The following is a 26,112-nucleotide window of genomic DNA, read 5'->3' on the forward strand; positions in this document are numbered from 1 at the left end:
GTTTTATGAGAGTCTTAAGATATGTAAGTGCAATAAAGCGTTGCTCTGTATGCCCATACATAAACTTAACAATTCCCATATAGATAGTCTGAATAGACCCACTGTTATTAAAAAAGCTACGTTGAAGTTCTCTTTTGTAATGAGTAATGATGAAGTGGCTAAGCCCATATTCGACCAGTAGTGATGCATCATCAACTGTTAATTTTTTAGTAATAAGCCCCTGATCAGGAGTGATAGTTCCAATATAGCTTTGAATAAGTACAGGGTAAGATTTGTCTGGTACTCTTTTAGATGAAATCTTAAATAGCTGATAACACCCACGAACGAGTCTTACATCAAACCCCTTGGTTTTATAAGGTTTTGCAAAATCAGGTAATAATTCTTTTCTCATAGTAAGTATTATATTACAAAGATAATATTTAAAAAAATAGCAAAATGAAACAGAACTACAAGTAATACTTATAGTGACTGTTATGATGACATAAGCTGTTGTATTATAACTAATACTTTTGTGTTATAGCATAATATAATACAAGGCAGAAATTTTTTGCCCTTATATGGGCTAAAATCGACTATTCTCACGCGTAACTACTAAAAGGCTTATTCATCTGTTGATTTATTGGGCTTATATGGTAAAATTGCCCATCACTTATTGTTACCCTTCCTGAGTTTGTGATCGGAAAGGGCGGATTAATTTTCACAAAGGAGCAATGCAAAATGGCATTAACCGTAGAGCAAAAAGCCAAGATCGTTTCTGAGTTTGCACGTGGTGATAAGGACACTGGTTCTGCAGAGGTTCAAATCGCTTTATTAACCTACCGTATCGCTGATTTACAGCCACACTTCCAGGCTAATAAGAAGGATCACCACTCACGTCGTGGCTTGCTCCGCATGGTAGCTCAGCGTCGTCGTCTCTTAGACTACTTAAAGAAGACCGACCACTCTCGCTATGTTGCTATCGTTGAGAAGTTAAAGCTCCGTCGCTAAGACAAGTTTTAACGCTTATGCGTTAGTAATCCTACTTTTAGTAGGACAAAAGGGCGGCCTATGGTCGCCTTTTTTGTTGCTTTTTTAGATGAAAATTTCCCAAACCATCTTAAACATACTTATCTTCAACAAAAAAAACATGTTAGAGAAAACACACTTTTGCAAAAGTTGTGTGCCTTTAGATGCGGTTTTTCTTATAATGTACGTTTTATTAGCTAGACTGTCGTGGTTTGGTAGAAATAATTTAAACCACCTAACATGTATATCTGCTCGCAATCATTGGTTAATTGTAGTTAGATTGTGAGGTAAGATATAAGTGATTGTTTAGGTTCATATGCTTGATACTTGAATAAGTTCAACTTGAGCTTAGAATTAGCTTAAGTTTGCCTTGCATAACAGGTTTTAGTTACAGAATTATTAAGTCGTACATCAAGTGGTGTCTAGTTCCTTAAGATAGGAATAAAGGTAAATAAGACTCTCAGCTTAAGCCATTTATATATGCGACTTTTGTAAAAAATTATTATTTTTAAAGTAGTTTTACCCAGTTTTGCTCGATTTGTAATAAGCCGTAATTTTCTGGGACTGGAGAATTTTTGATGAATTTACAGCCTATCACCCGCACTTTTAAGTATGGTCGCCATACCATTACTTTAGAAACAGGTGCAATTGGTCGTCAGGCAGACTCTGCTGTTCTTGCCTCCATGGACGATACCACTGTTTTGGCTACTGTGGTATGTAAGCGCAAAGATGCAGTAGAAGGTCGTGATTTCTTCCCATTAACTGTTAACTATCAAGAGCGTTCTTACGCTGCTGGTAAGATTCCAGTAAGCTTCTTTAGAAGAGAAGGTCGTGCAAGTGAAGGTGAAACCTTAATTTCTCGCTTGATTGACCGCCCATTACGTCCTCTATTCCCTGATGGCTTCGTGAACGAAGTTCAGGTGGTAGTAACTGTAATGTCAGCCAACCCAGAAGTTCCAACCGATATTATTTCTATCATTGCTGCTTCTGCTGCTTTAGCCACCTCTGGTTTACCATGGAATGGCCCATTAGGCGCTGCTCGTGTTGGTTATATCAATGGTCAATACGTTCTCAACCCAATCACCTCTGAGATGGCCGTGTCAGATCTTGACTTAGTAGTTGCAGGCTCTAAGCAGGCTGTAGTGATGGTTGAGTCTGAGGCTAAGATCCTTCCTGAGGATGTTATGCTCGGTGCTGTAATGTATGGCCATGAGCAGCAACAGACTGTAATTAATGAAATTGAGGCTTTTAAAGAGCAAGTAAATCGTCCAGTTTGGGATTGGCAAAAGCCACAAGAGGATCAAGAGTTAGTTCAAACTGTACAGGACTTAGCTCGTGATGCTGTAGGCGAGGCTTTCTACATTGTTGATAAGCTTGAGCGTCAAGAGCGCTTAGAGGCTATTAGCGAGGAAGTAACCGCCAAGGTAGTTGCAATGAAGGAAGAGTGGGCTGAAATGTCCCAAAAGATTGCTACTATCTTATTTGAGTTAGAGCGTAATATCGTTCGTGAGCGTATTTTATCTGGTGAAAAGCGTATTGATGGTCGTACTTTACGTATGATTCGTCCTATTACTGTAGCTACTGGTATTTTACCTCGTGTACACGGTTCTTCCTTATTCACTCGTGGTGAGACTCAGGCTATTGTAGCTTGTACTTTAGGTTCAGAGCGTGATGCTCAAACCTTTGAGGATATGTCTGGCGTAAGAACTGATCGCTTCATTCTTCACTACAACTTCCCTCCATACTGCGTAGGTGAGACTGGTTTAATTGGTTCTCCAAAGCGTCGTGAAATTGGTCACGGTCGTTTAGCTAAGCGTGCTTTACGTGCTGTATTACCTGATGCTGAGAAGTTCCCATACACTGTACGTTTAGTATCTGAGATCACCGAGTCTAACGGTTCTTCTTCCATGGCTTCCGTATGTGGTGGCTCTTTAGCTTTATTTGCCGCAGGCGTTCCATGCTCTGCTGCTGTAGCTGGTATTGCTATGGGCTTAGTTAAGGAAGGTGATCGTGTAGCCGTACTTACCGACATTATGGGTGATGAGGATCACTTAGGTGATATGGACTTTAAGGTAGCAGGTACTACCGAAGGTGTAACTGCACTTCAGATGGATATTAAGACCGATGGCATTACTCGTGAGATTATGCAACAGGCCTTAACTGATGCCCACGCTGCTCGTATCCACTTACTTAAGATCATGAGCTCTGCTATGCCTGAGCCTGAGACTACCTTATCTCCATTTGCCCCACGTATGGTAATGATTAACATCGCTCCTGATAAGGTCAAGGATGTTATTGGTAAGGGTGGTGCTAATATTCGCTCTATCCAGGCTGATACTAATACCGCTATTGATTTAAGCGATGATGGCTCTGTACGTATTGCTGCCTCCTCTGAGGCCGATGCAAAGGCTGCTATTGCTCGTATTCAAGAGCTTACCGCTGATGTAGAGGTAGGTCATGATTATATTGGTAAGGTAGTTCGTATCACCGAGTTTGGTGCTTTCGTTAACATCTTACCTGGTCGTGACGGCTTAGTTCACGTATCTCAAATTGCTGATGAGCGTGTTACCAATGTAGCTGACTACTTACGTGTAGGCGACAATGTAAAGGTTCGTGTTTTAGGTGTTGATGAGAGCAATGGTCGCATTCGTCTTTCTATTAGAGCTTGCTTACAAGATGCAGCTCAGGAAGAAGGCGAGGCTGTTGAAGAAATGCCAGAGCAAGACAACGAATAATTTGCGCTAGCAATACAAGCCCAGAGGCCACAAGGCATCTGGGCCTAAAAAAAGCCCAGGGCCCTAAGCCTTTGGGCTTTTTTTATGGGCGCTCCCTCAAGGCCCAGGCTCAGGCCCAGGGCTTACCCTGGGTCTTGGACTGGCTGAGGCCATGGGCCATGAGCCTATGAGCCCTGGCCATGGGCCTTGCTTGTCCTAGCGCAATGCGCTAGGGCTATGATGGAACTAGGCATTGGCTTATAAATGCTAAAGTTAAGTAGGATTTTAGTTTTTGCTTGGGGGTTATTAATAATAATTATGAACATAAATGGTGCATAATTGACTGTTGCCTGTCATTAGTATTTAATAGTGATTTTTTTAAAATTTTATGGTTATGAGCTCTTTGGAGCCAAAATACTAGTTTTTTTGACTATTTTTTAGGAATTTTGAGTGATTATTATTTTGGGGCAAGACTAATAAAATAGTGCACCAAAATTAAATTTGCTGAAATAAGAACAAAAATAGTGCAAACTAGGAAGACTTAGTATAGGTTAGAGCTATGTTTAAGGTTAATAAGAACCTTTTTAGTGCTTTAAACCGCCATTGCTAAGTTTGATATCACTAGTTAGGTGATGCACTATCCCTTTAGGTGGTAACGTCCTTTAAGGGGTAACAATAGGTAGTATGTTTTAGTCAGTGCTAACTTTTGGTTAGTAAGCATATTAGGCTTTAGAAATAAAACCATATAAGCTTAAAAAAACAAACAGAAAGTAGGTAGGATTGCTGACTCTACAACCTAGTTTCCATGAGGCTTAATTATCATTAATGATGGCTAAGCATTAAGCTCTTAATCTTTAGAGCAAATTACCAAGGCAGCTTCGCTAAATGATAGCTATCACTTTAGTGATGTAGAGTTTGCTTTCTTGTTTATTTTTAGGGAACCTTAGCTATGGCAACCCGTGAACATTTCTCTTCACGATTAGGCTTTTTACTTATTGCCGCAGGATGTGCAATTGGTTTAGGCAATGTATGGCGCTTTCCTTATATTGTTGGTCAATATGGTGGCGCAATTTTCGTTCTTATCTATGTGTTTTTCTTAGTAGCCTTTGGTCTGCCATTATTGATGATGGAATTGGCCGTAGGTCGTGCTTCTCGTCGTTCTTTAGCTTTGTCTTTTGAAGAGTTAGCTCCTAAAGGTACTAAGTGGCATTTAAACAAGTATTGGATGATTTCTGGCAACTATGTGCTCATGTCCTTTTATAGCGTGATCACAGGCTGGATGCTTTACTATTGTGTAAAGGGCTTTACTGGCGAGTTTGGTGTCAATGCTGATGCTGCTAAGGCAGGTGAGGCTTTTGGTCATATGCTCTCATCTCCATCTGATATGTTGATGAACATGTTAGCCGTGGTTGCAGTTGCTTTTGGTGTTTGTGCCCTAGGTTTAAGAAAGGGTGTAGAGCGTGTAACCAAGCCATTAATGATTGTATTATTTGGTTTATTAATTTTCTTAGCTTTACGTTCTTTCACTTTAGAGGGCTTTAGTGCTGGTATTGAGTACTACTTAAAGCCTGATATCTCTAAGATTACTAATGGTGGCATTTCTCGTGTTATTGAGGTGCTATCTGCTGCTATGGCTCAGGCATTCTTTACCTTATCTATTGGTATTGGTGCTATCCAGATCTTTGGTACCTACATGAACTCCAAGCAGACCTTAGCCTCTGAGGGCTTAAGCATCTTAGCTTTGGATACCACTGTAGCTTTATTATCTGGTTTAGTAATCTTCCCAGCTTGCTTTACTTATGCTGTAGAGCCTGGTCAGGGTCCTGGTTTAATCTTTGTTACTTTAGTATCTGTGTTCTCTCATATGGAAAATGGCGCTATTTGGGGCGGCTTCTTCTTTATGTTTATGTTATTTGCTGCTTTATCTACTTTAATTGCAGTATTTGAGAACATTATTGCTATTTCCATGGAATTATTTACCACCTCACGTCGTCGTGCAGTGCTCGGCAACTTTGTGGTTATTTTAATTATTGCTCTTCCATGTGTATTTGGCTTTAACCACTTATCCTTTATTCACCCTCTAGGTGGTGAGTCCTCTATCTTAGATTTAGAAGACTTCATTATTTCTTATAACATCCTTCCTTTTGGTGCCTTAGTTTACGCTGCATTTGTAACTTGGCGCACTGGTTGGGGTTATGAGAATTTCTTGAAGGAGTGTAATACTGGTAGTGGTATCAAGATGCCAGCATGGGGCGTTAACTACTATCGTTACATTGTTCCAGTAGTAATTTTCTTACTAATTATGAATTGCTATTACAGCGTATTTTTCTCTTAAAAATAGTAGTTATTAACTGATCTTGTCTTAATAGAGGCCCTTGTCCAGTTAATACTGCCAGGGGCTTTCAAGCTTTTAAAGATCAGTACTCTAACAAGCCTGATTAATTTGGCTTGCTAATTTAGGATTTAATATTTATGGCCAGAGAACAGTTCTCATCACGTTTAGGTTTCTTGTTGATCGCAGCTGGATGTGCAATTGGCTTGGGTAATGTATGGCGTTTCCCTTATATTACCGGTCAATACGGCGGTGCGATCTTCGTCCTAATCTATCTGTGCTTCCTATTTTTAATAGGTATTCCTTTACTTACCATGGAGCTTTCCGTAGGTCGAGCTTCACGCCGTAGCTTAGGTAAGTCATTTGAGGAGTTAACCCCAGGTAGTAAGTGGCGCCTAAACAAGTTCTGGATGATTCCTGGCAACTATATCTTGATGTCTTTCTACTCTTTAGTAACAGGCTGGATGCTTTATTACATGCTAAAGGTAGGATCAGGCAATGTTGAAGTAAACATTACTCAAGCTCAAGCTGGAGCCATTTTTAATAACTTATTAGCATCTCCTAATGTGATGTTAATGTGTACTGTATTTGTAGTGGTTCTTGCTTTTAGCGTCTGTGCTTTTGGTTTAAAAAGAGGTGTAGAGCGTATTACTAAGCCAATGATGCTCATGCTTTTTGGTTTATTAATTTTCTTAGCCGCTCGCTCTTTTACCTTACCAGGTTTTTCAGAGGGTGTTTCCTACTACCTCATGCCTAACTTTGAAAATATGCAAAAGAGCGGTATTTTAAATGCCCTTTCTGCTGCTATGGGTCAGGCATTCTTTACTTTAGGTTTAGGTGTAGGTTCTATCCAAATTTTCGGTTCCTATATGAGCCGTGATTACTCTTTAGGCTATGAGGCCTTTACCATTACCTTGCTCGATACTACGGTAGCTTTATTAGCAGGTTTAGTAATTTTCCCTGCATGTTTTAGCTATGCTGTAGAGCCAGGTCAGGGCCCAGGCTTAATTTTCGTAACCTTAGTAACTGTATTTTCTAATATGGAATACGGTGCTATTTGGGGCGGAATTTTCTTCTTATTTATGCTCTTTGCTGCCATGTCTACTTTAATTGCAGTATTTGAGAATATCATCGCTATTACTATTGAGGTCTTTAATGTCTCTCGTGTTAAGTCAGTAGTAATTAATTGCGTGGCTATCTTGTTATTAGGCTTGCCTTGTATGTATGGCTATAACTACTTATCAGATATCCATCCTTTAGGCGGTGAGTCCACTATTTTAGACACCTATGACTTTATCTTAAGCAATAACATTTTACCTTTTGGTACCACTTGTTATGTGCTTTACATTACCTTAAAGCGTGGTTGGGGCTTTGATAATTACTTAAAAGAGACCAACCATGGTAAGGGCTTAAAAATTCCAAAGGCAGCCTTTAACTATTATCGTTTTATCTTGCCAGTAGTTATCTGTGCCTTATTTATCCAAGGTTATGTAGGTGTTTTTGGTAAGTAACAGATTTTAAGAGCTCCTTTATTTAAGGCAATTGAGATTAAAGTTCCTTAAAGATTGAGACTCTTCAAATCTGGCCTAAGGTTTTTGCTAGGTAGCTTAAACCTTAGGTCAGCTTAATAAGCAGACATAGTAATTGGCCTGTTAAAGCTAGTTATATGTTGTTAGTCAATGTGGGCAGATGGTGAGTAATAACACTTTTGCTCGTAGGAGGCTTGATAGTAGGGCTTAACCTTAAAAGGCAGAGCTCAAAGCCTGATTAAGCTCTATTACTCAAAGGAGTTTATATGTCTCAACGCGAACAATTTTCCTCGCGCTTAGGCTTCCTGCTTATTGCTGCAGGATGTGCAATTGGTCTTGGTAACGTTTGGCGCTTCCCTTATATTACAGGTCAGTATGGTGGTGCTATCTTTGTTATCATGTACCTCTTTTTCCTGCTTTTACTAGGCGTACCTTTATTAACTTTAGAGCTCTCTGTAGGTCGTGCTTCACGTCGTTCAGTTGCTCGTGCTTTTGAAATTTTAGAAAAGCCAGGTTCTAAGTGGCACTGGAATAAGTTTTGGATGATTCCAGGTAGCTATGTTTTAATGTCTTTCTATGGCGTTATTACTGGTTGGCTGCTCTATTATTGCTTACGTACCGCTACTGGCTTCTTCCCAGCAGGAACCACTCAAGAGCAAGCTATTATGCGCTTTGATGAGCTGCTAGCTAATCCATACATTATGTTTGTATGCATGATGACAGTGGCTGTGGTGGCATTCTCTATTGTTGCTTTAGGTGTGGTTAAAGGTGTTGAGCGTATCACCAAGCCTATGATGCTAGTGCTCTTTGCGCTGCTTATTTTCATGGCTATACGCTCTGTATCGCTACCAGGTTTTACTGAGGGTATTTCCTATTACTTAAACCCATCATGGGACAGCGTGCAACAACATGGCTTCTTACAGGCTGTGTGGGCTGCTATGGGTCAGGTGTTCTTTACTCTTTCTGTAGGTCAGGGCTCCATTGAGATCTTTGGTACCTACATGGATAAGCGCCACTCCTTGACCTCTGAGGCTATCTTAATCTGTATTTTAGATACTACCGTAGCTCTCTTAGCTGGCTTCGTTATTTTCCCTGCTTGCTTTAGCTATGATGTAGAGCCAGGCCAAGGCCCAAGCTTATTGTTTGTTACCTTAACCACTGTATTCTCTAACATGGAATTTGGCCTCTTCTGGGGTAGCTTATTCTTCATGTTCATGCTCTTTGCTGCCTTGTCTACCTTGATTGCAGTATTTGAGAGTATTATCTCGATGACGATGGACTTGTTTGCCGTATCGAGATTAAAAGCAGTGCTGTATAACTTTATTATTATTACCTTAATGTCCATTCCATGTGTCTTAGGCTTTAATGTGCTCTCAGACATTCATCCTTTAGGTGGCAACTCCACTATTATGGATTTACAGGACTTTATCGTATCTAATAACGTATTACCAATTGGTTCTTTAGTGTTCTTACTCTTTATTACTGCTAAGACTGGTATGGGCTTCAAGCGCTACCGTGAGGAGTGTAATACTGGTAGTGGTCCAAAGATTCCAGCTTGGACTATTTGGTACTTTAAGTATGTGCTCCCTGTAGTTATTACTGTGATTTTATTAGTAGGTTACTACAATATTTTCTTAGCCTAACAAAACACTAATTTCTTCTTATTAAGATTAAGCCCCTTTTCGGATCATTGAACCGTTAAGGGGCTTTTTGTTAAAAACTATAAATTAGTACTATTATTTTGGTATTAAATACCTGAACTGTGACAAATATGCAAAAAAATTGTTGGTTTTAACTGATCACATATTAATAATTGATCGTTAAAATATGGCTTTGTGTGTTAGTTTAAGCAACAACATACATTCTTGTACCAAAGAGATTTTAAGGCGCACATCTAGGAGTTGTTGATGATTAGTAAATTGATAGGCCATAAGCTTACGACCTCGCTCATAGCGTTAGGTTGCGTCTTTTCTTTATCCTTAGCTGCGCCTTGGCAAGATGCCTACGCAGCCAGCTCAAACAATAATACTTCTGTAAAGTCCCAAAAGGCTAGCACCAAGGCTGCCTCCAAGGCCAGCGCAAAAACTAGCGCTAAGTCTGGCGCTAAAGCTAGCGCCAAGAAAAGCACTGCCTCCAAGTCAACTAAAGCCAAGAAATCAACAGCTAAAACTAGCAAGAGTTCCAAAAGTGCTAAGAGCTCAAAGGCCGTTAAGGCAGCAGCAGCGGCTGCTGCTGTAGGCGCAGCGGGCGCTGCTTTGGCTAATCAATATGTAGATAGTAAGGTTGATCCTTATATGATCACTTCTTATGCTAAAGAAATGGATCGTATCAATGCTGATTTGTCCTTAGACTCTTTTAATAAAATGCCTAAATCACGTATTAGCAAAATGCGTGAGGCTTATGTACAGGCTGAGAATGCCTTTAAGCGTGGTGATGAGGCCTTAGGCTTTAAGATTCAAAAGGAGCAATTAGAGGGCTATCCTCTTAATATATGGCTCACTTACTTCTATTTGGGCTATAACATTCGTCCTGAAAAGTTTGAAGCTGCTTTAGCCTTTATTCAAAGTAATAAGCAGTCTGAGCTCAGCTCCTTGCTAAAGGATCGTTATGCTGCCTACTTATCTAATGAAAGAGATTATGAGCGCTTAGCTCGTTTGATTGGCCCTAAGCCTTTTGATGAAAGTAAGCTTACTACTTTAAGCTTTAACCAAAAAGCTCAAATGTGTCGCTTTTATGAGGCTAATTGGCCTTTAAATAAGGTTAATGAAGATGCAATTACCTTTGCTACTCGTGTTTACCTTGACTTAACTAAGCGTCCTTTATCGTGTAATGCTTTAATATCTCTATTTGATGCTAAGGGGTATTTGACTGATAAGCTCATGCTTAAGCGTTATGAGAATGCCTATGTCTTGCGCTATTATCAAGATACGACTAATAGCCTAGCCAAGCAATTAGAGCATACTTCTTTTGGAGATAGAGTTAAGGTTCAAATGGAGCTTTATGAAGAGCCTGGAACCCTTTTTGAAAAAATTACAACTAATGATGAGCAAGCTCATAGAGCAGCTGTACTAGCTTTTAAGCGCTTTGCTAATTTATCTCCTTTAGAGGCTCGCAATAACTTTGATAAGTTTATTAAAACATATGAGCCATCAGAGGCTGAGCTAGTCGATATTTATCAAATTTTTGCTTCTTCATTCTTAGGTAGATCTTTTACTTTAAAGGATGTTTTGTGGGTAGATAAGAATTTACCTGCTGTAGCCTGGAGTACCCAGCTTAAAGAACAACGTCTACGTAGAGCTATTTATTTTGCTCAATGGGATAATGTTTATATCTTGATAGACCACTTACCTCAAGACTTACAAAAGAATATTAACTGGCGTTATTGGAAGGGCCGTGCTGCGTATGAGCTGGGTAAGACCAATGAGGCTTTAGGTATTCTGGAGGACGTAGCTAAAGACCGCAGTTTCTTTGGTTTTTATGCAGCACAAGCATTGGGAGTTGAGTACGCCTTTAATTATGTAAAGATTGATCCTAACTTTTCTTTCCCAATGGATATTGCCAATAACCAAGCTGCCATACGCTTTTTAGAGCTCTATGCTTTAGATGATGATGACGCTATTTATGAATGGCGTGAAATTGCCAAACGCTCTCCTGAGCATGAGGCCATGGTAATGGCTCAATGGGCTTTGCAAACAGGTAATGTCCGTTATGCTATAGATTTTGTGGTCAGCTCGCAAAAGTGGGATGCTTTAGACTATCGTTTCCCAATTGCTTATAAAGAGATGTTTGAGCAGTACGCTCAAGAAAGTCAGGTACCATTATCTTTCTTATATGGTATTTCTCGCCAAGAGAGTATGCTCAATCACAAGATTAAATCATGGGCTGGTGCAGTAGGCTTAATGCAAGTAATGCCTGGAACAGCTCGTGATATAGCCAAGAAAGAAAAATGGAAGTTTGAAGGTAATGCTTCCTTACTTGATCCACAGACTAACATTCAATATGGCAGTACTTATTTAAAGTGGATGCTAGAGAAGTTTGATAATAATCGTGTCTTAGCCGCTGCTGCTTATAATGCTGGTCCTGGACGCATTCCTCAATGGAAATCCAATGATGGTATTTATCGTGATGCCGCTATGTACATTGAGTGTATTCCTTTTGAAGAAACACGTAAGTATGTACAAAATGTCTTGCTCTACGATGCCATCTACAACTTTTTAATTACAGGTAAAAAGGGTGAGCTCATGCGCAAGAGTGAGCTTAGCTATATTTACTAAAGATCATAAAGGCTGACCAGAGGGCATCTGGTCAGCCTTTATACCAATGGCAAACCACACTAGGCTGGCTCTTTCTTGGCAAACCCATGTAAAGAGCATGCGCCTGTCCATGTCCTTGCCACTAGGCTAGCCATAGCAAGAAGGGATAGCCCTTTGTGGTAACTAATCTAGTTAATGGCAGCAATTTGGTGAGCTTTGGCTAATTTGGGGAGGTTTGGCTAATTTGGGGGCATTATTTGTGTGCCTAGGATGGCTTGTTTTTCAGCTTTGGATAAAAAAGCTAAAAAAAACTTAAAAAGATCTTTACAAGGGTAAAAAAATCCTTATAATGTGCACCTGTTGAAACAAAGCAAGGTTTTAACAACAATCTAATTTGCCCAGGTGGTGAAATTGGTAGACACGCTACTTTGAGGGGGTAGTTCGCGAGAGTGCGGGTTCGAGTCCCGCCCTGGGCACCAATTCCAAGCTTACTGCAAGACGTAAAGAGAGTCGAGCAAGTAGGCTTTTTTTGTTTTTGGGCTCTGTAAAATTCAATTAATCTTTCATCTCAGCTAAAGTTGCAATAACAATACTTCCTTCCTAAAAGTATCTCCTAATAGATCTCAGTTTTGGTAATATTTTTTGTCTAATTAAGTAATGTTTGTTAACATGTATGCGCTCTAATTTTTTAGCTTATATAAGCTAAAGTATCCATTTAGAGTGATAGGGAGTGTTAGCATCTGTAATCAATTTAAAAGACAAGCTCTTACCGTTTAAAGTTTGACTTTTAATGAGCATGAAATATTTGCTGTGTATATATTAGCCTTGGTACATGTTAATGAAATGGTTTTTAACTAAGAAAGTTTCTGCTTATAGCGCAATGCTATTATTACTAGCATGCACTATCGTTAGCTCTGATATCCAAGCCAAGCAAATTAATACTAATGATGATCAACAAGCAAGCATTGATCTTAATCAAGCTTTTGCTGCAACTGATGAGGCTTTTAAAGCTAGTATTTCAACATTAGAACACAATCAACAAAATCTACTAAAACCGACTCAACTTAGTTTTGAAGCACAAAAACAAATTGAGCTGGTAACTGCTTATATCGTTCGTAATCTATTTACTTTTAGTTGTGAAGTTGAGAATAAGGGTTGCGATCAACTAGTTGAAGCTCAAGAAAAAGTTCAATCAATAGAGCGTTTAGCTCAAAACTTTCAAAGCCAAGGTTTTAGTCTGAATGATAAAGACTACGAGTTGCTAGCTGCTCTTAATGGCTATAGTAATAGCTTGCAAGCTCGCATTGATGATATTTACATTGGACCTTTAAAGGTTAAGGTCTGCGAAGATTTTGAGATCTATAATTTAATTCCTTTTAGCTTTGGTCAGCAATATATAGGAAAAATCAGCGCTAAAGATTATGAAATGGCTTGGCAACAATATATTAAAAAGATCAATGCCAATAATAAGCCTAATAGTCCGCAAAACTGTTATTTATCAGCCGCAGGCACTAATCTTAGTGTTTTTGGTAGTAATTGTTTGCCTTTTGATGGTTTTGATAGGATTGAAGCCCATTCAGATGATAAAGGAACTTTAGTAGCAGTAAGCATCATTGCCAAATTAAAAGGCAATATGAGTGTCGATACTTTTTTAAAGTTTTTGGACTCACGTTATTTAGCTATTAGTCCACAAAAGCATGATTTAAAAGAGCTTGCAGATCTTAATGATGATTTAACCTCATTAATGAGCCAATTATCAAATGGCAATTATGTGAGTGATATATATTGGTACAACTATGATAATGATAAGTACATAAGGGCAAGCTTTAGTGCTTATAATGACCAGGAGATCGTCACTTTATTATTTGCCAAACATAACTTTTTTGTTAATCAAGAAAAGCTCAATACCTTGCGTCGCTTAGCTATTTTGCGTCAAGAGTTAGAGCGTTACTCAAATATAGATAATGGCAAGAACAATAATAACTTAGATGAAGCAAATAAGCTGCCTCAGCAGGGCTCACCCTAATTACCAATATCCACAAGAATAGTTAAAAGCTCAAGATTACTCTATGAACAAAAAGGCAAGCTACATTTAAGAAAGCTTGCCTTTTTGTTTTGTGTGGCCAAAATTTTGGCAAGCTCTTAAGAGCATTGTTGTCAAATTACTAGGGAGTTTTACTTGCCCGTGAGGACAGCCGCTACGCAGTGCAAGAGCTGCGACAGCTGCAAGAGCAGCGACAGCTGCGCTAGCTGCAATAGCTGCTATTGGATCTATTGGGGCGGGCGGTGGCGCTAGTAACTTGTAGCTAGAACTTTTGTTGTTGGGTAATTGCGAAATGATTTTTGAAAAAATATGGCATAGCTCTCGTTTTTAACATAAGTTTGATAAAAAGTTGTGAGATTATTCAATTAAGTTTTCTTTGTTGCGGGGCATTATGGCAAAATTGTACAGATAATGAGATTTTGCTAGCTCTTTTGAAAAAGAGTTGGTAATAATATTTATTTTTTGTGAGAGCGCTCAACTCAATATATTTGTTTAGCTCGCATAATATTCAAACATTTGAGCTGGTACAAAGACTTTTTTAGTAATGGAACTATTGTTGCATAAGAAAAAAGTCTTTATGATTTTCGATGTGAATTTAGCCTTTAGATCATTAAGTTTAGTCCAACATAAGAAGTTAAGAAAAAAGCTTCGACTATGGAGAGTAGGATTTAAAAATTAGGTGCCCTATGTCTGACTTCCGTAACGGTTCTGGCCAAGATCCATCATTTAATGATTTTTCTTCCTTTGCTAGCGCAGATAGTCTGAGCTCCGATTTTGCACGTAATAATGCAACTTCTGATGATTGGTACGATCAGGGCTTTGACTTGGGTAACGAGGACGCAGAGGATACTGAAAATTTAGAAGCCTACGGCATTAACCCTAATCTTCTACATTCTGTAGAGGAGCAGGTTACTCACGCACCTCAAAACCAAGAGCTCTCTGATGCCCAGGTACATTTGCGTGAAGGTACAGTCAAAATTGACATGGATCCTTTGGCTCAAAAGCGCAATATTTCATCGGGCTCTCCAAGTTATACTAACAAGGCTCAATCTGTAACTTATGGTGGCGGTAGCTCTATTTACGATAAGGACAATGCTCGTTTAGCAAATCGCACAGCCACTATGGATTACTCTAATCCAAATCAAAACACATTTGCTCATGTTCGTTCGGTTTACTCTGATAGCTATTTAAAGCAAAAAGAACAAGAAGCTAACCAAACTTATATGGGACGTAGTAGCACTAGTTACGATACTAAGATGGAGGACTCTAATGATGAGTACAGCACCGCCTCTTATAGAAGTCGTAATAAAGAAAGCCACATTAGTGATAGTGACAATCGTTATATTAAAAACCGCATTGCTCAGAGAGATAAGATGTTAGACGCAGATATTGATGATAGTGGAATGACTGAGCAACAGCGCATTCAAGCAATGCGTAAGCGTCAGATTCAAGAACAACGTGAGCGTTTTGAGCGCCAGCGTAAAGCTAAGGCACTTGAAAACCAGCATTTAAAGACTTTAAAAAATGCTCAGGTTAACAAGATTGATCCTGCTACTGTGGTCGGTAGCTCTGCAAACACCCAAGAGAAAAGTTTCAATGCTTATCAGCAAGGTCGTATCTTATACCCATCTTATAAGGTTGAGACCTCTGATGAGGATTTAGCCCGTAAGGCTCAGGAGCAAAAGAGTTTCAATCCTCAACACGCTCAAATTTGGAATGAAGCTCACCAAGCACTGATGGCTTTAGGCTCTGCTAGTCGTGCTAAGCATAATGCTCAAAATGACGGTCAGCCTCAGGGACGACAAGCCTTTAAGCGTGGCTTTGCAGGCTTTGCTGGCGCTATGGCTAGCATTCCAGCAGGTTTAGCTATTCGTGGTGGCAAAACTCATAAAGAGCAACATAATGGTTATAGTCCTCTCTCCAGCGAACACAAATTTGGAACTGCTGAGAGTGCTAAGATTATTCCCAATGCTCAGGCACGTCCTGAACGAGTATTAGCCGAAAGCTTAGGAGGCCCTGTGGATGAGACTACACGTAGCCACGCCTCACGTGTTCATGCCAAGAAGGTGCAAAATAATCCTGGCCCTAAAGATAATAGTGAGAAATCTTTAGAGGAATTAGCTAAAGAATATCCAGGTCTTTCTCCTGAGCATTTGATTAAACTAAAACGCTCCTCTAATCGTTGTCACTTGGTTTCTCGCACTCCGATATTTGATGCTAATTCTAATATCTCTATGTACGAGCTTAAGTTTACCGCTGGTAAGCTTTTCCAGGTTAATGCGCTAAAGAGCGAACACGTATATCACGTATTATTTGGCTACTTTATCCGTCGTGGTGTATCTTGCTTTATCGGTCGTCGTCCTAATGTTATGGTAATGATGCCTATTACCTATGACTTTTTAGATTATATCGATCGTTATTCTGTTAGCCGTGTGGTACTACGTATTTGCCCAGAGCAGCCAGTAACTCCTTCTGCACTTCATATTTTGACTAAATTACGTCGTAGCGGAATGAGCTTTGCCATTGATCTCATGCTCTTATTAAAGAAAGACTGGAATAGAGCTATCTTAAGTATTGAGTATGTGATGATTGACCTTAGTGCTAAGGTTAAAGAGCAGCTTCACGTATTCCAACGTTTGAAGATCAAGGCTCCTTGGCTTAAGACTATTGGTTATAATGACACCAATGGTGAGGGTTATGGCTATTTAGCTAAGCACATGATCGACTTTTTCGATGGCCCATTCTGGATGCCTCAATTGCGCTTTAATCAAGACCCTGAGTTCTTTGTGCCAATGCAACAAGAAATCATGGTATTGATTCATGAGCTCTTTAAAGATAATCCAGATTATGAGGTTTTCTTACACTTCTTGAAGTCTCATGAGTCTTTAAGTCGTGACATGGCTGTCTTCTTATACCGTTTTAGACATGCCTCCCCTCGTCAGGTGCAAAATACCAACGACTTGTTCCATTACTTAAAGCAAAGCAGCACTTCACGCTCTTTCTCAGTATTGGCTGGTCGTGCTATGTTGTTGCAGTATGTAAAGTCATTAAACATTTCTTCACAATACATTCTGCAAGAGTTCTTTAAGCAGGCCTTAATTCGTGGTTATTTCTGCGAGTATTTAAATAAGGTCATGAACAACTCTGATTTAGAGAAGTTTGGTTTTCAAACTGGTATGTTCTCCTTATTACACTTATTCTTGCTTAAAGAAGAAGTTGATGTGATTGCTGATGATTCCTATGCCGACATCTATGATCGCATTTACTCAAGTGAAGTGCTTACTGATGCTATTGAGTGTATTCAAGCTATTGAAAACACTAATTTAACTGGTATTTTTGATTTCATTCAAAAGTATAAGGTTCCACCAGCATCTGTGCTTATCAGTCACGAAAAAGCAGTTATGCGCACCAATGAGCTCTTATTAGTGCTAAATATTGCTACAACGCGAAAATAAGCTATTAGCTTTCACTAAAGGGCCCAGATTAAGGATTTGCTTCTATCTGGGCCTTTTACGCTCAACTTTTATTAATTGCTTGCTTTGGCACTGCAATTGCACTTTAGTAGAGGCAAAGAATTAATGGCGCTTAATCGACATATTAAAGTTGGATTATAGGCGTAGATATGATGTATTAGGATCAGTTTTTTAACTTTAAAGCTTACTTTAAGGTGTTTTAAGCCATATAGTGTGGTGTAGTATTTAAAAAAGACTTAATCATTAACTATCTATTATATAATTAACATGCTTTTTTAAGTTGTCAGCGCTATGTTGATAGATATCAAAACACTGAAAGTTCTATTTCAGGTGAGAGTGATTATAGCTGATTAAAAAACATTGATATTTTGATTACATGAGCACTTGGTTCATCCTTTAGGATGATGATAGTAGCTTACTAATAAGGTAGCATTGTTAAACAAGTCCATAGCTATCTTTTAGGAGAGTCCTTTAGCATCTAGTCTGAATAGTATGATGTTTTAGGTTAATTTTTAGTGGGTACTTAATACTAAAAAAGTATTATGGCACCTAGGTAATGCACAATAAGAGCTAATTAGAGTAGATGTCAGGGAATTCATCAGTGCCAATGCAGCAACGTATGCCTCAAGGCCAAAGGGTAGCTAATCCAGCAGCTATGCAAGCTGCTGCTGCCGCCCGTGCCCAGGCTATGCGTCAAGGTGCCGCACCTGCAAGACCAGGTGGAGCTCCTATGGCACGTCCAGCTAATGGTCAAGCTCCAAGACCAAATGGACAAAATCTTACTCCCGCTCAAAGACAGGCTATGGCTCAAAGACAAGCTATGGCTGCTCAAGCTCAGGCCAGAGCCCAGGGCCAAGCTCCAGCCCAAGCAGCTCCAGTTGCGCCTAATGCTCAAGCTGCTGCCAATAATGAAGCTAATCATTGCCATATTATTGCTCGCACCCCAGTTTATGATGCTCACCGTGTGGTACAAATGTACCGCTTGCGCTTTTCATCAGGAAATAAATTTGTAACTGAGCGTGTCTTACCTCAACATGTAGCCTCTATTATTGATGACTACTTTATTAAGCGCTCTATAGTTAACTTTGTAGGCACCAAGGCTAAAGCCTTAATTATGATGCCTGTGAATCCTGCCTTGATTCCTTTAGTTAAAAAAGGTGTAGCTTCACGTTTAGTTTTACAAATTCCTTCTTATCAAGAGCCTAGCGTTCAGGTGGTTGATTTTATGTCTAAGATCAAGCGCTTTGGTATTCGCTTTGCTGTTGATTTGATGGATGTGATGCAGCGTGGCTGGCTAAAAGGTATTTTGCACATTGAATACATCATGATTAACATGGGTAATCAAGGTGCATGGCAGTTGGCTGTTTTCCAAAAGCTTAAAGTTAAAGCACCATGGCTTAAAATCATTGCTTATGGTACTTCTGAGGCTACTTTACTTAAGATGTCTTTAAGTTACCGTGCTGACTTGGTAATTTCTCCAATGAGTACCAGCACTATGACCTTTAAGCAATCACCAGCGCTATTAGAGCCTTTCCAGGCTGATATTATGTCTTTGGCTCACGAATTGTTCTTACCTAAGATCAATTTCCCTGTTTTCAAAAAATATCTGTCTGAAAATCGTGCCATCTTAAAAATCATTATTTACCATGTACACCGCTTTAAGAAAGTAGACTTAAGGGTATTAGGTAATTTAAGTGATATTTATAAGTATCTCTTAGAGAGTGAGCCTATTCCATCATTTACTGTAATTTTGATTCATGGCCTGTTAACTCACTATACCAAGTGTGTACAAAGTGCCTCCTTACATGTAATTGATGAGCTCTATCGTCGTATTTTAATTCATGGCTATTTTACTGAGTATGTAGTGCGTCGTATGCCTAATGCTAGTGCTGAGGATCGTCACTATAGCTTCCAAACTGGTGCTTTTTCTTTGCTGCCAGAAATCTTACTTAAGAGTATGGAAGAGCTTACTGCTGACCGCTATTTGTTTGCTATTACTCGCCATATCAATAATAAAGACTCCTTAGTAGGCCGTACTATTCAATGTCTTGATGATATGGAGTCAAACAATTTACCAGGCGTATTCGATTATGCTAAGACCTTTAAGGTACCATCAGCTCGACTGTGGGCTGCTTATGAAGATGCCATTATTCAAGCCAATGAATTTATGATTTCCTTGCAAGTCACTCAAGGTCAAAGATAACAAAAAGGCAAGCTTAATAAGCTTGCCTTTTTGTTTGGTCTACTTTTTTAAAAAAGGCTCGCTTGATATTTTAGTGAGCCTTAATAATAGCTATTAGATAGACTGGAACATAGCAGAAATAGACTCTTCGTTGCTAATACGACGAATAGCCTCAGCTAACATAGGAGATAAGGTTAAGTAACGGATCTTAGAGATCTCACGAGTCTCCTTGGTAGCTGGGATAGAGTCAGAAACTACTAACTCATCTAAAGTAGAGTTAGCAATGTTCTCTAAAGCCTTACCAGATAATACTGGGTGGGTAGCATAAGCCATTACGTGTAATGCACCACGCTCCTTAAGAGCGTCAGCACACTTACATAAGGTACCACCAGTATCAATAATGTCGTCAACGATAATACAATCACGACCACTTACTTCACCGATTAAGTGCATAACCTCAGATACGTTTGGCTGAGGACGACGCTTATCGATAATAGCAATGTCAGCGTTGTTTAATAACTTAGCAATAGCACGAGCACGTACCACACCGCCCATATCTGGAGAAACCACAACTGGATTAGTGAGGTTTTGCTGAAGCATGTCATCAACGAAGATCTGGGAGGAGAAGCAGTTGTCTACAGGAACGTCAAAGAAGCCCTGAATCTGCTCTGCGTGGAGATCAACAGTTAATACACGGTCAACACCAACAGATGATAAGAAGTCGGCTACTACCTTAGCAGTAATAGGTACACGAGCAGAGCGTAAACGACGATCCTGACGTGCATAACCAAAGTATGGAACTACAGCAGTAATACGGCCTGCAGAAGCACGGCGCATTGCATCGATCATGACAATTAATTCCATTAAATTGTCATTAGTCGGTGCACAGGTCGACTGAATAATGAAGATATCGCAGCCGCGAACATTTTCATTAATTTGAACATGGATTTCACCGTCTGAGAAACGGTCTACGGTTGCGTTACCTAAGCGAGTATAGAGTCGAGCGGCAATCTTTTTTGCTAGTTCTGGGGTGGCATTACCAGCAAATAACTTCATATCAGCCATACAAGAGTCCTGAAAAAATGTTAAAACATTTGCACTTTCATACATTACATGCTTTATCAAAGCACGCTGTATATTACCATTAATCAGGTAAAAATCAGCGTTAGGGCTATAGCAAATTTAATTAGCTAGACAATTAAATGCTACCTTTAGATTTAATTACTACTAAAAGTAGTAATAAAACCTTAAAAAAATAGGTATCGACTCTTTACCCTTAAAGCAAACAAACTTCCCTTAAAGGAAATAAGAATTTTCCTTTAAGTCCTATGTTTGTAAGCTTGCTTAGGAGTAGGGTATGAGTTTAGCTATATTGTGGCTAGCCTCAAAAGGGGCAACACTACGCTACAAAAACTGTATGAGCCACATATTTGCTTTTAGCAAAATACTAACAAAGAAGCTATGCTTCCTTACACAATGATAAGGCTTATATGAAAGCTTTAAATTAAGATATTGCTCTGATAACAGGAGAACAATTGATGGACTTAGCAACAAAGGATGAAAACTTACAATCCAGCTCTGAGGCTAATTGAGTTTGTGCATATTGTGCTTGAGCCAAATCATCAAAAGCTACGAAGCATGATGCTCCTGTACCAGACATCGCAGCATCCCCATATTTTACCAATCTGTCTAAAGTGTGTCCAATTTCACAGAAATTTTTTCTAACAATTGATATACAATCGTTTCCGTAAGGCACACTTAAGAGCTCATCAAAAGAGCGCTTTGGGCTAAAGTAATTTTTTAATTCAGGGTCAGTAAATACGTCTTTAGTGCTTACATGAACGGCTGGAGTAACTACTAGATAGTAACGATCAGCAATATCTTTAGGGTAGAGAAATTCACCACGGCCCTCAACATAAGCATTGTGTCCGCCCACAAAAAAAGGCACGTCAGAACCGAGTTTTGCGCCCAGATTTAATAAAGTGTCTTTATTAATGTTGAGCTTAGCTAAATGATTGACCATTAATAAGGTGGTTGCTGCATTAGAGGAACCACCTCCTAAGCCACCGCCCATAGGTAAGACTTTGTCCACTCCAATAGCAACGCTAAAGGCCTTGTTGCTATGTTCTTGGAGGAGCTTTACTGCTTTGTAAATTAAATTATCCTCAAGTGCCATACCCATAGTGTTATCAAGTTCAATACGACCTTGATTGTCATCTTGAACCTCAAAACGCATGGTATCGCCGTGATTGAGTAAGCAAAATAATGATTGTAAATCATGGAAACCATCTGCTCTTTTACCTGTTATATATAAGAACAAATTGATTTTACATGGTGATAAGACTTCAATCATTGATCTCCTCCTATTGATGCTATAAGCCAAGCATTATTAATTGTTAGGGTAGTTAAACTCAACGTCTCGAATTTCACGAGTTGTGATTAAAAGTTCAAGTTGTGGGCCTAGTACTTCAATTTCTTTTGGCAGAGCAACATTTTGATAGGTGTGATAATCACGATAGTTAGCAACATAATTATCAACTTGGCTTTGCAGTAAGATGCCAAAGTCATTAAAGACACTCATATCATTAGGGGCAATACCTAAAATTAAATTATGAAACTCATTTAAAGGTAGAGGAATATCCATATATTGAGCAAAAAGCTCTTGAGCGTTATCAGCCTCATAAAGATGGCCAGAGCTAAATAAAGAAGCCTTGCTATCTTTAACTTTAATTCTAGCTAGCTCTTTGCCCACGCCTGATAATAAGCGCAATTGGTAATTATTACTGTCTTGTCCCTGATAGAGAAAATTAGTAGTAAAGCGATCATGCTTATAAGCAACCTTTACTCGTCCTGTTAAGGTAATGCTCTTAATAGCTTTAACACGGCTTTGCATATTCTGCCAAAAGCTCTCTTGAGTACTCATAGCCCCTAAATCACTAGTACTTTGACAGCCGTTTAAACCTAAGCATAAGGCACAGCCTAAAGTAAGTGGTAATAAAAGCTTGCTCTTGGCTAATGACCAATTAAACATATTCCATCCTCAATTAAAAACACAAAAAAGCCCCCATCATTCCACAGGCCCACCATCCTGTCAAAGCTCAGATTGGCTATCCTTGCAGAGCCTGGCCCTGCAAAGCTAGCCTGCTCTCAAGCCCAGAGCCATGGCATGGGCCCATGCCAAGGCTATGGCTATGGCCAATGCCATGGCCAGGGCCTGGCAGGGGGTAAAAGTTTTATCTGATAGTAAAAAAAGAGCCTAGTAATGTTCCCATTCTAGGCTCAATAAAGTTGTAATTACGCTTTAGTCGTTGGCAGCCATAGCAATATGAGCATTCTTAATGATGTCATAAACCTTAATTAGCTCTTGATGAGCCTTAAAGTTTGATAACTCAAGATCAGAGGAGCAGAGATCATTAAATTTTTGCTCGTGATTGATATGAGCCATAACCTTCTTAAAGGTCTCAGTGCCATAAATAAGCTCAATCGCTTCACTAAAGTCTTCTAACTTTAAGTGCTTATCTAATTTACACTCTAAAACCTTAATTAAGCATTGGTAGAAACGTAAGCGCTGCAAATCAAAAATAGTTTGATTGAACAATACTGTCCAGCGAGCAAAATCCAAGGCTCGTTCGTAGTCATTGGCCTCAAGGGCAATTAAGCATTTAAGCTCGCCAAAGCGTAAGGTTTTCCAAGGGCTATCATCGTCTGGCAATAAGCCTAGAATCTTAGGCAGTAGGGCATCGTCATCGATGTTCTCACTTTCCAGCTCATCTAAGTAATCAAGATAAGTTTCAGGTGTTTCTTGAGAATTTGGCAGCCCTAAAATAGCTTCTTGGAAAATAATGTAAGAATTAGTGTTGTTATAGATCAGATCATCAAAAGGATAAATCTCAGACATGCCAGGTACCACAATGCGGTAAACAGGTACACCTAAGTTTTGATAAGTTCTGATATAAATATCAAAGCCTAATTTATCAATAATATAGCGTAAAGCCTTATATTGATCATGAGTGCTGCCATCAAAGTCCCATGCTACAAACTTGAACATAGGCTGCTTTTTGAACATCATCATTGGTAGTAGGCCAGTACTATCAACAAAATGGCTTTCAATATTAATAATGGAGCTGGTTTGCTCAAGATCAAAGCTTGGCTCATCAAAGCCATCTAAATCGCTAAAAGTACGACCTTGCATCAGCTCGGTTAAAGTACGATCTAAAGCAACTTCAAAAATTGGGTGAGAACCAAAAGATGCTACTGTAGTGCCATTACTTTGATTGAATAAAACCACGCATACTACAGGATATTTGCCGCCTAAAGAGGCATCATAACAAATAGCCTTAAGCTCATCACTTTGTAAGGCTTTTAAAGTGGCATAAGACTTAGGATATTTTTCAATAATCTTGTCTGGCACTTGAGGTAGGCTTAAGCCTTCACGAATGATTTTAGCCTTAACATAGCGCTCAATAATTTCGCTTAGACCTTGAACTAAAGCCTCATATTCACTATTACCAGCACTCATGCCATTAGATGCATAGAGGTTATCTAACAAGTTAACTGGAAAGTAAACTACTTCGCCATTACGAGCATTGGTAAAAGGAATAGAGCAAACGCCACGCTCAAAGGAGCAGCTTTGGATGTCTACTAAGTTCTCTAAGGTTAAAGCACCCTTGTTACCATAGAGCTTACGTAATTTAACATTGAGAATGTCATTAGGGATTGGGCAACCCTCAATTCCTTCTTCATCCTCTTCACTATCAATGATCTCAGTCCATTTTTCATCAGAAAAGTGGACGAATTTAGCATCAGCATTAGTTTGACCTAAGTAAAAGTCACTAAAGCTCATATGGGTAGCAAGACGTTCAAAAATTTCGCCATAAGCTGAGCATAATGCGGCATCTTGAGTGGAACCTTTACCATTAGAGTAAATGGCAGGACAGTTAGCTATAGAAAGATGTACAGACCATAAATCAGGTAAAGGGTTGAGCCACTGCTCTTCTACTAGATCTAATTTAAGCTCTTGAGCCACTTGTTTAAAGCGACTTAAGGTATCTTCTAAAGCAGCATCCTTGCCTGCAATTGTAGTCATTGAAAAACGTCCAAAATGTTAACAAATAGCCAATAATATAAAGTTAAGCATCATTATACTTTAATTAAGTAATTCCTAATTATTGCTTTGCTAAAATGTACAATCAGCCAAGCTGTTGTCAGTTTGAGATCCTGTGGTGAGCTTTTATTTGACTAAGGACACAAAAGCCATGAGTAACCAAGAAATAAATAAAAACCATGACGAGTTCGATAATGCTAATCCTAGCCTTAGTGCTACTAATAATGACTCCCCAAGCACAGGCTCAAGCCCAAGCCCAAGCCCAAGCACTGGTGCTAGCGCTAGCGCTAGCACAGGCGCAAGCCAGGCAGTCTGCCAAGAGCTAGGCCAAGATTCCACATTAGAGCCTATTAGTAACACCCCTGAGGATACCCAAGATGAGCCTAAGGTAGAGGCAACAGCTCAAGCTGATGCTGTTGCTGCAAAAGATGCAGCAGTAGCAGGCGCTGCTGAGGGCTCAGCTGATGCCGTGGCTGAGGCGGTAGTCACTGGTGAGCGTGAGCGTGAGCGTGAGGGCGAGGGGCAGGGTCAGTCTGGGGATGATAGTAATAGCCAGATGGCTAATGGTGCCTCCTTTAAGATAGGGGATGATGTTTCTAAGTTTACGGGCAGGCCACATATTAGTGCTGAGGAGAATCAGGCCTTAGCTAAGGGCAATCGCTTTTTCCATAAAGCTTTAGAAAGCTCAGCTCGTGCTCGTGGTGATCATTATGAGCCTTATAGTTTACCTGCTCATATGAGAGCGGCTTTAGCTCAAATTGATATGGAGTCTGCTCAAGAGCGTATGGAGGAGCGTAAAAAGGCCTTAGAGGAGCAGGGCTTAGATAGTTCTAATGTAACTTTAGAGACTAACAGCTTAAGTAAGTTGCATAACCTATCAGCAGAAGAGCAAGAAGAGCTGGCTCGTAATAAGGATATGCAAGATCATATTAATGCTGGTGGTGCTCGTTTTTATGGTAAATATCAAAATCTGTTAAACAAGCAAGCTCAGGCTAAAGAAGAATCACGTCTTAAGCTTCTGCGTAATGTTAAGTTGATGGGCATTGTGATGCTCGGTTTAGTAGGTTACATAGCCTATAACCACTTTATGGTAGATCGTAATGCTGACAGTATTGAAACTTTAAAGGCATCATTACCTTTGGTGATTGATGAGCATACCTCCATGGTAAGAATTGATGACCGCAACAACAATTTCAAAATTTACTTTGAGAAAGATCCTGCAATTTTTGCAGATTATGACGAGCACCAAAAAGAGGCAGCGCTAGATCAGTTCGTTAAAAATGCACCTGGATTGTGCAAAAATCAACTCCTACGCAGTATTATCGTTTCTGGTAAAAAAGTAACGGTATTATTAGAGGCATCGGATAGAAGTTTTTTCCGAGAGTTTTCTGTAGATAAATGCCCAAGTAAGGATGATGCCTCTTAACAATCTCAAGGTAACCTTACTGGTGTGTGGATATTACTTACATCTTATAT

14 protein-coding genes, 1 tRNA gene and 1 pseudogene are annotated in these 26,112 nt (G+C 39.5%); 11 read left to right on the forward strand and 5 right to left on the reverse strand.

Features of this window, described 5'->3' with window-relative positions:
- Positions 1–391, reverse strand: a pseudogene (locus tag MXE38_RS04000) (hypothetical protein); the annotation flags it as partial.
- A gap of 326 nt (positions 392–717) precedes the next feature.
- On the opposite strand from MXE38_RS04000, the gene rpsO reads away from it, so the two are divergent.
- The 10 genes from rpsO (at position 718) to MXE38_RS04050 (ending at position 19,553) form a co-directional block, all read left to right on the forward strand.
- The gene (gene rpsO / locus MXE38_RS04005) at positions 718–987 is read left to right on the forward strand and encodes a 30S ribosomal protein S15 (protein ID WP_246911984.1); all 270 of its coding nucleotides are present in this window, start codon (positions 718–720) and stop codon (positions 985–987) included.
- Positions 988–1,583: 596 nt separating this feature from the next.
- Positions 1,584–3,740 (forward strand): polyribonucleotide nucleotidyltransferase, encoded by a 2,157-nt coding sequence (gene pnp, locus MXE38_RS04010; protein WP_246911987.1) that lies wholly within the window; start codon positions 1,584–1,586, stop codon positions 3,738–3,740.
- A gap of 928 nt (positions 3,741–4,668) precedes the next feature.
- Positions 4,669–6,054, forward strand: a complete 1,386-nt coding sequence (locus tag MXE38_RS04015; protein ID WP_246911990.1) for a sodium-dependent transporter — start codon at positions 4,669–4,671, stop codon at positions 6,052–6,054.
- A gap of 137 nt (positions 6,055–6,191) precedes the next feature.
- A complete protein-coding gene (locus MXE38_RS04020; protein ID WP_246911996.1) occupies positions 6,192–7,562 on the forward strand; it encodes a sodium-dependent transporter in 1,371 nt (456 codons plus the stop codon).
- Between the two features lie 284 nt (positions 7,563–7,846).
- The gene (locus tag MXE38_RS04025; protein ID WP_246911998.1) at positions 7,847–9,223 is read left to right on the forward strand and encodes a sodium-dependent transporter; all 1,377 of its coding nucleotides are present in this window, start codon (positions 7,847–7,849) and stop codon (positions 9,221–9,223) included.
- 264 nt (positions 9,224–9,487) lie between these two features.
- Positions 9,488–11,854 (forward strand): transglycosylase SLT domain-containing protein, encoded by a 2,367-nt coding sequence (locus MXE38_RS04030; protein WP_246912028.1) that lies wholly within the window; start codon positions 9,488–9,490, stop codon positions 11,852–11,854.
- 375 nt (positions 11,855–12,229) lie between these two features.
- A tRNA-Leu gene (locus tag MXE38_RS04035) sits at positions 12,230–12,312 on the forward strand.
- 359 nt (positions 12,313–12,671) lie between these two features.
- The gene (locus tag MXE38_RS04040) at positions 12,672–13,859 is read left to right on the forward strand and encodes a hypothetical protein (RefSeq protein WP_246912030.1); all 1,188 of its coding nucleotides are present in this window, start codon (positions 12,672–12,674) and stop codon (positions 13,857–13,859) included.
- A 704-nt stretch (positions 13,860–14,563) separates the two neighbouring features.
- Positions 14,564–17,332, forward strand: coding sequence for a hypothetical protein (locus tag MXE38_RS04045; protein ID WP_246912033.1), 2,769 nt, complete (start codon positions 14,564–14,566; stop codon positions 17,330–17,332).
- 601 nt (positions 17,333–17,933) lie between these two features.
- Positions 17,934–19,553 carry a hypothetical protein gene (locus tag MXE38_RS04050; protein ID WP_246912035.1) on the forward strand — a complete coding sequence of 540 codons (1,620 nt, stop codon included), beginning with the start codon at positions 17,934–17,936 and terminating at the stop codon, positions 19,551–19,553.
- Between the two features lie 93 nt (positions 19,554–19,646).
- Here the strand turns inward: MXE38_RS04050 and MXE38_RS04055 are convergent, their stop codons facing one another.
- The 4 genes from MXE38_RS04055 to MXE38_RS04070 form a co-directional block, all read right to left on the reverse strand.
- Positions 19,647–20,597, reverse strand: a complete 951-nt coding sequence (locus MXE38_RS04055; RefSeq protein WP_246912037.1) for a ribose-phosphate pyrophosphokinase — start codon at positions 20,595–20,597, stop codon at positions 19,647–19,649.
- Positions 20,598–21,036: 439 nt separating this feature from the next.
- Positions 21,037–21,885: a 4-(cytidine 5'-diphospho)-2-C-methyl-D-erythritol kinase gene (gene ispE / locus MXE38_RS04060; RefSeq protein ID WP_246912039.1), complete on the reverse strand. Its 849-nt coding sequence runs from the start codon at positions 21,883–21,885 to the stop codon at positions 21,037–21,039.
- A 36-nt stretch (positions 21,886–21,921) separates the two neighbouring features.
- Positions 21,922–22,563, reverse strand: a complete 642-nt coding sequence (gene lolB, locus MXE38_RS04065) for a lipoprotein insertase outer membrane protein LolB (RefSeq protein ID WP_246912041.1) — start codon at positions 22,561–22,563, stop codon at positions 21,922–21,924.
- 270 nt (positions 22,564–22,833) lie between these two features.
- Positions 22,834–24,618, reverse strand: coding sequence for a YcaO-like family protein (locus tag MXE38_RS04070; RefSeq protein ID WP_246912047.1), 1,785 nt, complete (start codon positions 24,616–24,618; stop codon positions 22,834–22,836).
- A 169-nt stretch (positions 24,619–24,787) separates the two neighbouring features.
- On the opposite strand from MXE38_RS04070, the gene MXE38_RS04075 reads away from it, so the two are divergent.
- Positions 24,788–26,062: a hypothetical protein gene (locus MXE38_RS04075; protein ID WP_246912050.1), complete on the forward strand. Its 1,275-nt coding sequence runs from the start codon at positions 24,788–24,790 to the stop codon at positions 26,060–26,062.
- Positions 26,063–26,112 lie beyond the last annotated feature (50 nt).

The sequence above is a fragment of the Anaerobiospirillum sp. NML120448 genome (genome assembly GCF_023050945.1).
Lineage (GTDB): Bacteria > Pseudomonadota > Gammaproteobacteria > Enterobacterales > Succinivibrionaceae > Anaerobiospirillum.